This is a genomic window from Hydrogenimonas sp. (assembly GCF_029932565.1).
Classification (GTDB): domain Bacteria; phylum Campylobacterota; class Campylobacteria; order Campylobacterales; family Hydrogenimonadaceae; genus Hydrogenimonas.
Genome location: NZ_JAOZPV010000085.1, coordinates 1 through 6,582, shown reverse-complemented (window position 1 = coordinate 6,582; position 6,582 = coordinate 1). Strand labels below are relative to the sequence as shown.

8 protein-coding genes are annotated in these 6,582 nt (G+C 53.1%); 4 read left to right on the top strand and 4 right to left on the bottom strand.

All coding sequences use genetic code 11. The features are described 5' to 3' along the window. Positions 1–80 precede the first annotated feature (80 nt). Positions 81–632: a LemA family protein gene (locus tag Q1K24_RS08650; RefSeq protein ID WP_300368933.1), complete on the top strand. Its 552-nt coding sequence runs from the start codon at positions 81–83 to the stop codon at positions 630–632. Next, the gene (locus Q1K24_RS08645; RefSeq protein ID WP_300368931.1) at positions 629–2,518 is read left to right on the top strand and encodes a DUF2207 domain-containing protein; all 1,890 of its coding nucleotides are present in this window, start codon (positions 629–631) and stop codon (positions 2,516–2,518) included. Before Q1K24_RS08650 ends, Q1K24_RS08645 begins: the two co-directional genes overlap by 4 nt. A gap of 16 nt (positions 2,519–2,534) precedes the next feature. Here the strand turns inward: Q1K24_RS08645 and Q1K24_RS08640 are convergent, their stop codons facing one another. Next, positions 2,535–3,128: a flavin reductase family protein gene (locus Q1K24_RS08640; RefSeq protein ID WP_300368928.1), complete on the bottom strand. Its 594-nt coding sequence runs from the start codon at positions 3,126–3,128 to the stop codon at positions 2,535–2,537. Between the two features lie 120 nt (positions 3,129–3,248). Here Q1K24_RS08640 and Q1K24_RS08635 point away from each other — a divergent pair, with 120 nt between their 5' ends. Continuing rightward, positions 3,249–3,668, top strand: coding sequence for a DUF1104 domain-containing protein (locus tag Q1K24_RS08635; protein ID WP_300368925.1), 420 nt, complete (start codon positions 3,249–3,251; stop codon positions 3,666–3,668). A 1-nt stretch (position 3,669) separates the two neighbouring features. Here the strand turns inward: Q1K24_RS08635 and Q1K24_RS08630 are convergent, their stop codons facing one another. The 3 genes from Q1K24_RS08630 to Q1K24_RS08620 all read right to left on the bottom strand — a co-directional run bounded on the left by Q1K24_RS08630 (position 3,670) and on the right by Q1K24_RS08620 (position 5,962). Next, positions 3,670–4,740: a HAMP domain-containing sensor histidine kinase gene (locus Q1K24_RS08630; protein ID WP_300368922.1), complete on the bottom strand. Its 1,071-nt coding sequence runs from the start codon at positions 4,738–4,740 to the stop codon at positions 3,670–3,672. Further along, positions 4,727–5,365 carry a response regulator transcription factor gene (locus Q1K24_RS08625; RefSeq protein WP_300368920.1) on the bottom strand — a complete coding sequence of 213 codons (639 nt, stop codon included), beginning with the start codon at positions 5,363–5,365 and terminating at the stop codon, positions 4,727–4,729. Before Q1K24_RS08625 ends, Q1K24_RS08630 begins: the two co-directional genes overlap by 14 nt. A gap of 198 nt (positions 5,366–5,563) precedes the next feature. After that, positions 5,564–5,962, bottom strand: coding sequence for a hypothetical protein (locus tag Q1K24_RS08620; RefSeq protein ID WP_300368917.1), 399 nt, complete (start codon positions 5,960–5,962; stop codon positions 5,564–5,566). A gap of 343 nt (positions 5,963–6,305) precedes the next feature. Here Q1K24_RS08620 and Q1K24_RS08615 point away from each other — a divergent pair. Then, a partial coding sequence (locus Q1K24_RS08615) for a TolC family protein (RefSeq protein WP_300368914.1) occupies positions 6,306–6,582 on the top strand: 277 nt, incomplete at its 3' end.

The window sequence follows — 6,582 nt, the reverse complement described above, 5'->3', positions numbered from 1 at the left end:
TCGATTTCATTTTCGTTTGGCTCCGACGATATAATGATGTAATATAATGATAATAGCCAATTCTCTGTAAGGAACGCATTATGGGATTCTGGATCTTTCTGGCCATCGTCGCCGCCATCGTCCTCTACTTCATCGCCATCTACAACAAGTTCGTCTCGCTGCAGGCCGCCATCGACTCGTCGTGGTCGGACATCGACGTGCAGCTCAAACGCCGGGCCAACCTGATCCCGGCCCTCGTCAAAACGGTCAAAAGCTACAAAAATTACGAGCAGGAGACCCTCGACAAGGTGATCCGCGCCAGGCAGCGGTGCGAAGAGGCCAAAAACGTCAAAGAACAGGCCGAGGCGCAGAATGCCCTGACCCATGCCCTGGGCGGCCTTTTCGCCTTGGCCGAAGCCTATCCGGATCTCAAAGCCGACACCCAGTTTTCGAAACTTCAGAACGAACTCGCCACGATCGAGGAGGCGATCCAGAACGCGCGCCGCTACTACAACGCGGTCGTCAGGGACTACAACGCCAAGCTCCGCTCCTTCCCCGATCTGCTGGTCGCCAACAGGTTCAACTTCACCGAACGCGACTATTTCGAGCTCGAGGAGCCCTCGGAAAGGAAGATGCCGGATATCGACCTATGAGAGCGCTGCTTCTCTTTCAGCTCTTCGCCGTTTTTCTCCTCGCGGAGGCGATCCGACACTACGATGTCACGATCGATCTGCACGACGACGGCTCGCTCGATGTGAAAGAGATGATCGAGTACGACTTCGGTACGGTTTGGAAACACGGCATCTTCCGTGACATTCCCAAAATGGTAACGGGACGCTACGGCATGCGTTCCATCGGTCTCGGAGGTTTCAGCGTATGGCGCGACGGAAAACCGGAGCCTTTCGAAAAGCTTGTTGCCAGCGCAGATGCGGGCCCGATGGTGCGACTGAGGATCGGCAGGGGGGATCTGCTTTTGAACGGCATCCACCGCTATACCATCGCCTACCGTGTCGCCCATGGCATCCTCTCCATGAAGGATGGCCGCGACGCCCTGCGGTGGAACGCCGTAGGAACGGGGTGGAAAGTCCCCATTGGGCATGCCCGTGTCACGGTACGCCTTCCCGAAACGCTTGTCTCGCTGCCAATAGAGAGCCGGACCTTCAGCGGACCCTACGGCAGCACGACGACCCGGGCCGTCCTCGTAAAAAAGGCGCCGGATCTCTACGAAGCCACCGTCGATTCGCTGGCTCCCCACGAAGGGCTGACGGTTGAGCTGGCCTTCGCCAGGGGTACGTTGGGGCAGAGCGGCGATTTCGACGAGGGCATGTGGGGATGGCTCAAATCCCGATGGCCCTGGATCTTTCTGCCACTGTTTACGATGGCTCTTTTCGTTTACTGGTACCGGCATGGCCGCGATCCCTCCATCGGATCGATCGCACCGATGTATCAACCTCCCAAAGGGATCGATCCGTTGCAGGCGGGAGTGTTGGTCGACCAGTTCGCGGATACCAAAGACATTGCCGCAGCCATCATCGATCTTGCGAGAATGGGCTATCTGACCATCAAGGAGGAGTCGACGGAAAATCCCCTGGCACAGATTCCCGTGGTCGGGAAAGTATTCGAAGGGACGCAGATGGTGCTGTTACGCAAAAACAAGAATGCGAATGGACTTTCGCCGGAATACAGGATCATCCTCGACCGATTGCTCTTCCCGTACAGTGACCGTTTCGTACTTGTCAAACGATCGGACGAGAGGGCGAAACGCTTCCGTGACGGGTACGAGAAGATCAACGGGCATCTCTACGAGTGGTCCTGGAAGGAGGGATATATGCAGGAGAATCCCTCGAGAGCACGCATCGGCTTTCTCGTCAAAACGATTCTCTTTCTGCTTCCATTTCTTGGCATCGCGGCCTTTCAAAGTGCGGGAATGATCGGAGATGTCACGCTGATTCTTCCGTTGCTCTTCGTTTCTCTCTTTTTCGTCGCGGGCCTCATGCTTTTGATATTTCAGAAAGATTTCGCCGCCAGATTCGTAGCCTCTTTTTTCATCCTCGTTCCGCTGCTCATCGGTTATTCGATTCTGGAGCAGTTCGGCAGCGTCGACACTTTTCTGTCGCTTCCCTTCACGATTATGTTGCTGGCATTTTTTCCGATTCTCTTTTTCGCCAGGTTCATGGGGGCGTACACCCGCAAAGGAGCGGCACTCTACCGTCACCTGCTGGGTTTCAAAGAGTTCATCAAACGCGTCAAAGAGGATGAGCTTCGGCGCCTCCTCAAAAGGGATCCTGCCTATCTCGACAGGGCATTGCCGTATGCCATGGTATTCGGTGTGGCGGACCACTGGCTGAAATTTTACGATCTGCTGGGAGCCTCCACCCCGGTATGGTTCGAGGGCAACAGAAACTCTCTGCTGCATCTGGACCGGTCGTTCGGCAAATTTACGGAGACATCACAGGCCGGAACGAGCAGCGGCGGCACATCGGGAGGCGGAAGTTTCTCCGGAGGAGGCGGAGGCGGAGGGGGCGGCGGCTCCTGGTAGCGAAGCCGATATCCCTTTAGGGAATATCCGGCGGAACGATCTCCTCTCCGAGCTGCACATAGCTCTTTCCCACGCGCGCCACGGGCCGAAACTCGATAGTCAGCCGCTCCCTGTCGGTGATGCAGGCATCGTCGACGAACTGCCGTTTGATCTCAAGAATCAAAGGAATCGTCTTGCTCCCTTTCAGATCGATCTCCTGATGGAGTTCGCAGAAAAAGGCGACAGGCGATCCTTCGACCATCGGCGGAAATCCCTCGACGGCCTCTTTCAACGGGATATCGAAGCGCTCCGCTTCGCTCTCGCCGTGCGCCATCTCCTTGGAGCTGAAGTGCATTCTCTCCAGATGCTCGGGAGCGACCATGCAGACCGTGCATTTTCCCGTTTTTCTGATATTGGCCAGCGTGTCTTTGGGCGAGCCGTCGCTCTTGTGACCGATGGAGACGACCATCGTCGGCGGATTGGACGAGAGTCCGGTGAAGTAGCTGAAGGGGGCCACGTTGACGGTACCGGCACTTTCCGTGACGATCCAGGCGATGGGGCGCGGGATGATGGTCTGCGCCATCAACTTGTAATTTTTTCGTGCATCGGTTTCGGAATAGTCGAACAGCATGGTTACCTCTTTTTTAGATACGATTGTATCCAATTCTATTAACACTTATTTAACATATCGCTAATCTGCCGCTAACGCTTTTCCTCTACAATTCGGTAAACCATCGAACAAGGAGATAAGATGAAACCGATTATCATACTGTCACTTCTGCTGGGTGCCGCATGGGCTGCCGATTATTCCGGTTTGAGTACCGAAGAGATGAAGGATATGCGCGGCTCGGTCCCTGCAGAAGAGCGGGATGCATTCCGACAGGAGATGCAGAAACGGCAGAAGAGCATGACGGCGGAGGAGCGTAAAGAGATGAAAAAGGAACGCCGACAAAACGCTGAAAACAATGGACAGAAGGTTCGCGACCATGGCCAGGGTATAGGCCGCGGAAAAGGTCAGGGTAACGGAAAGGGCCAGGGTCACAAGCATCAGCACAGACACCAGAACCGTTACAAACACCAAAACGGCGGTGGCAGTTCATCACAGATGGGCATGGGACGTGGCCGCCATGGCGGTGGCGGTATGGGAGGCGGCCGCGGACGCCACCGATAAACTACCGTGCGGTCGTTTCGGATAGAACCGGCCGCAAATCGAGCGTTATCCGGGTCCCTTTCTCCGGTTCGCTCTCCACTTCGATATCCACATCTATCGAATCACACAGTTTTTTGACGATATGCATGCCGATGCCGTGTCCGGTCTCTCTCTCTTTGTAATATCTCTCGAATACCTTTTCGGGCCGTTGAATACCCCATCCGGAATCTTCGATGACCAGTTTTTTCCCATCCGATTCGTACCGTACCGAAACGACGCCCTTGTCGCTGTTATACTTGGCGGCATTGGAGAGAATGTTGTCGAGAATCCTGGCGAAAAGTTTGGGATCGACGACGACCGTCGCGGCATCGACCTGCAGATCGAAACGGATTCCGGGGCTGTTTCCGCGCACCATTTCGACCCGCGAGGCGACAAATTTTGATAGATCGAGACGCTTGGCATTGGAGGAGACCTGTTCGAGATAATCCCTGAGGTTCTGCTGCAGGTCGAGGATGGTCTGTACCCCTTTTTCGATCCGCCCGATTTCGGTGCTATCCTGCCATCTTCTTTTGAGCATCGCGACGTTGAGGCGAATCGTCGAAAGAGGGGTGTTGAAATCGTGCAGAATATCGCGGACGAACTCTTCCGTCATTCTGAGTGCATTGCGCAGCGGTCTGAGCGAATACCATGCAAAAAGAAGCGAAAGCAGGATCACGGCGAAAAGTGCCGCGGCAAAACGTCCCAGACTCTCTTTTTGAAGTCTTGTCAGGCGCTTCTTATACGCCTCTTTCGGGAGCTTGATACGCATGGCATAGTCGTTTGAACCCGGCACGGAAAAGTCGCTGTAGAGTGCGCCGTCATTCGATTTCACAAGTTTGTTCAACCTCTCGGCATTGAGCGGGACGAAGTCGAACGCAAACTCGTCGCAATTGAGATCGTAACTGCATATTTCCATACGGGCATGGATGGTTTTTTCAAGTGCAAGAACCGATCGTGCAAAATCCATGTAGAAGAGGGCGGCAACCATAACACCCATTGAAAGGAAAAAAAGCAGGAAGCTTTTGGCGAACGACTCTTTTTCAACACGTTTCAAGCATATACCCCAGTCCACGGATATTTTTGATCGGCAGATTGGTCGTCTGTTTGAGTTTGTTGATGGCGACACGCAGCGCCGAATCGGATGGCTGGTTTAGACACTCCAGCAGATCCGACTTGTCGATAACGCGCCCGATATTGGTCATAAACAGATGAAGAAGCGTCTGCTGCACTTCACCGAGCGGAACCAGTTTGCCGTCCTGTCTGAGCACACGTTTTACGGGGTCGTACTGCCATGCACCACACTCGATCGCACCATGTTTCGGCTGAAACCGGGCACGAATTCTCACCAGAAGCTCCTCGGGAAAAAACGGTTTTTTTAGATAGTCGTATGCACCCGACTCGAACCCCCGCATAATCGAAGCGATATCGGTCCGTGCACTGATGAAAATGGCGGGTGTATCGTCTTCTCCATCCCGCAGGGACGCCAGGAGTTCGAGGCCGTCGATGTCGGGAACGCCGATATCGAAAATATAGAGATCATACCGGGTATCGAATGTCAGATCGAGAACATCGTTTCCCCGTTTTACCCACACGACGGCATATCCCTCCATTTCCAGAAGCGATGCGAGTGTTTCTCCAAGCATTTCGTCATCTTCGAGCAGCAGTATGGAAAGTGACATCAGAGCTCCTTTCAAACGACGCTTCGAAGCAAAATCATCTCCGTTGCCGCCTATCGGGATGTTTGAGATGGGTTCTAATCATATCCTATCTGTACTGAGAAAAATTGCACCTTTGTACGCAGACATGAGAGGCACATCCTATGGCCCCTTCTTTTCCAATCCGATATGCATGAAATTACGAAAGAGACGACAACGTTGTCAATGTTTTCCACCGTGGCCGTGTCCATGACCGTTCGAATGTGCCGAATTGCCTCTGTTGCCGCCGCCATGGGCCCCTTGCGGCTGATTGTGCCCGGATGCCTGTGCCCCGTGGTGACCGTTGCCATGGGAGCTTTGATGCGCCGATGAGCCCCCTTTTTGATCCGATCCGTGCGATCCCTTGATGCGCATGGAGTGTTTGAGACGCTGTATGGCTTCGCTCCGCTCCTCCTGGTTCATTTTGAAAAGCTTACGCTTGAATTCGTTCATAAGTTTCACGCGCTCTTCGGGCGGCGCCGCTTTGATTTTTGCGATTTCCCGATCGATATCGGTCGGTTCGGCATGAAGATTGATAAACAGCAGCATGACCGCCGCACACCATGCGACAATGAGTTTCATCGAATTTGCATCCTCAGTCTGTTAAATGTTTGCAATTATTCCATAGATTTGTTACCGAAATGTTAGTAGAACCCATCTCAGGAGTGCATATCGGTTTTGCCAATCATTATTTAGGCCATCAAACCAACGGCCATCCGGAGTGCGAGTATATTTTGATGTTATGAAAAAATGAACAGAGTCCATTTTTTGGCGGGAATGATCGTCCCACCCATCTGAAGCTTCGAAAACATTCGTTTTGAGACAATTTTACCCACGATCGATTGTCAACTATTGGTTGATGACTTAATGACAGATGCAATTATGGCATATCTGTGTTATTCGAACGTTTGCGGAAGCAGCGTTCATGTTCCGTTCACACAGGCGTTATACACTTCTGGGTATGAACAAAACGATTATATCCATTTTTCTCTCGGCACTGATTCTTCACGCCCAGACGCTGACACTGGAATCGTGTATCGACAAGGCGCTGAAATCCCATCCCGACGTCAAACAGTTTCTGCTCGAGACGAACCGTCAGCAAGAGGGTGTCAAAAGCGCAAAATCGGCCTGGATGCCGCAGATTTCGGCCTATGGCGAATACGATCTGCAGCACACCTACGTGATGCCCCAAAACGGCGCCT

Excerpts from the sequence above, each read along its gene's own strand:
- Q1K24_RS08640 (WP_300368928.1), bottom strand. The coding sequence starts at position 3,128 with ATGCTGTTCGACTATTCCGAAACCGATGCACGAAAAAATTACAAGTTG.
- Q1K24_RS08620 (WP_300368917.1), bottom strand. The coding sequence starts at position 5,962 with ATGAAACTCATTGTCGCATGGTGTGCGGCGGTCATGCTGCTGTTTATC.
- Q1K24_RS08635 (WP_300368925.1), top strand. The coding sequence starts at position 3,249 with ATGAAACCGATTATCATACTGTCACTTCTGCTGGGTGCCGCATGGGCT.
- Q1K24_RS08645 (WP_300368931.1), top strand. The coding sequence starts at position 629 with ATGAGAGCGCTGCTTCTCTTTCAGCTCTTCGCCGTTTTTCTCCTCGCG.
- Q1K24_RS08625 (WP_300368920.1), bottom strand. The coding sequence starts at position 5,365 with ATGTCACTTTCCATACTGCTGCTCGAAGATGACGAAATGCTTGGAGAA.
- Q1K24_RS08650 (WP_300368933.1), top strand. The coding sequence starts at position 81 with ATGGGATTCTGGATCTTTCTGGCCATCGTCGCCGCCATCGTCCTCTAC.